The organism is Spirosoma sp. (assembly GCF_048594605.1).
Lineage (GTDB): Bacteria > Bacteroidota > Bacteroidia > Cytophagales > Spirosomataceae > Spirosoma.
On the sequence record NZ_JBMDWV010000052.1, the window covers coordinates 1 to 1681 of the forward strand.

Sequence of the window (1681 nt, forward strand, 5' to 3'; positions counted from 1 at the left end):
AGCAATTTCGTGTGCCAGTAGAGCCTCTACATCCGAATCTTTCTTTCCAACAATAATTTTTTCGTCGTAGAAAATACAGCTGGCGTTCTCCATACCCCCGAAAATTGTCGTTGATTGCACATTCGCCAGCTTTTCGTACGAATATGGACCGATCTTGTCTACGAAGTACTGCAGGATGGTTTTAGCAGGTCGGTAATCAATAAACCCTTTCTGACTATCCTGTGGATACAGCCAGCTTTGTACCGGCACGTTTCCAACGGAACCCACATCCTCCACCGCAAATCGAGCCGCTCCAATAACCATTACTTTCGTCGGAACCGGTGTATTTTCCTGCCAGCGCGTCAGCTTTCGCCCGGACGCTACTGCACTTTCGCCCATAAACTTCCCATTCGCAATAACGCGGTACGTAGCAGGTGCGTTCACGATGAATGAGCAGGTTGCCTTATCGGAAGGATGATCAACCAGCGGTAAATAATTACGGGCGTTGTTAGGCCAGTTATCACCGAAAAAAGTACGATCGCCAAATTTATTCCGACTGATAATCAATCCCCTCGCTGGCGTTCCGTCGTAACGTATCACTACGCTGGCCGGTTGATTGGGAGCTGCCGGAAGATTAATAAACACGCGGTCGTTACGTTGGCTGAAGGGCGCGGTTTTGCCATCTGCTAAGGTCACGCTACGTACTGTCATACCCGTCCGGGCAGAATCTGATTTGGGACTAACAAGGTCGAACCAGACCGTTTGCCGATCATCGGCACGAGTGAAACGGATGGTGGCTTCGCCCTGAATTTTATTGGTTGAGTCGCTGATTGTCAGCGAGAATGCGTAATCCTGAACATCGACACCGGGCTGTGTATAGCGAGCAATATTACCAGGTAGCTGCGCCTGAGCAACGGTTACAGAAAAAACAACTAATCCAATCAAAAAAACTTTCCTTTTCTTCATTCTACGTTACTCCTTAATCTCCTGACACAATTCAACTAACACCCCATTCGTGTCCTTTGGATGCAGGAAACAGACTAATTTATTATCGGCACCTCGCTTGGGCGCTTCATTTAACAACGTAAAGCCCTCCTTTTTTAGCCGCTCCATCTCTGCCTTAATGTCATCTACCTCAAAGGCGATATGATGAATACCTTCTCCTTTTTTCTCCAGAAATTTTGCAATCGGGCTCTCAGGGCTGGTTGCTTCGAGCAACTCTATTTTCGTCTGATTAATCTTAAAAAACGACGTCGTTACGTTCTCTGAATCAACCGTTTCCGATTTATAAGGCGTAACATTCAGGAGTTTGGAGAACAACGCATTTGATGCAGAAATATCACGTACGGCGATACCGATATGTTCGACGTTAGTAAGCATGAGTACAAAAGAACTTTTCCGTTTGGCCGAAAGTTATAGAGAAAGCATCGATATGCGTCAAATTTGATTCGATTACAACTATGGTTACGGTTTCAGAAGTTGCTAAAAATAAAATTGTTGAACTACGTCAGAAAGACGGTCTTGGCGACGACTACGCGATTCGTGTAGGTGTGCAAGGCGGAGGCTGTTCAGGTTTAATGTATGACCTACAGTTTGATGCAAAGCAGCAACCTACCGACCATATCGTTGAAGACAAAGGCATTAAAATTCTGGTAGATCGTAAAAGTCTACTATATCTGGCCGGTACAGAACTTGATTTTTC

2 protein-coding genes and 1 pseudogene are annotated in these 1681 nt (G+C 45.6%); 1 reads left to right on the forward strand and 2 read right to left on the reverse strand.

Translation table 11 applies throughout. From position 1 onward, the window contains the following. Both ACOJS8_RS03015 and mce read right to left on the reverse strand, forming a co-directional pair. Positions 1-945, reverse strand: a pseudogene (locus ACOJS8_RS03015) (M1 family peptidase); the annotation flags it as partial. Positions 946-951: 6 nt separating this feature from the next. Next, complete coding sequence (gene mce / locus ACOJS8_RS03020) at positions 952-1359, reverse strand: methylmalonyl-CoA epimerase (protein WP_420147052.1); 408 nt, start codon at positions 1357-1359, stop codon at positions 952-954. A gap of 80 nt (positions 1360-1439) precedes the next feature. Between mce and ACOJS8_RS03025 the strand changes: the two genes are divergently transcribed. Beyond that, a partial coding sequence (locus ACOJS8_RS03025) for a HesB/IscA family protein (RefSeq protein WP_420147053.1) occupies positions 1440-1681 on the forward strand: 242 nt, incomplete at its 3' end.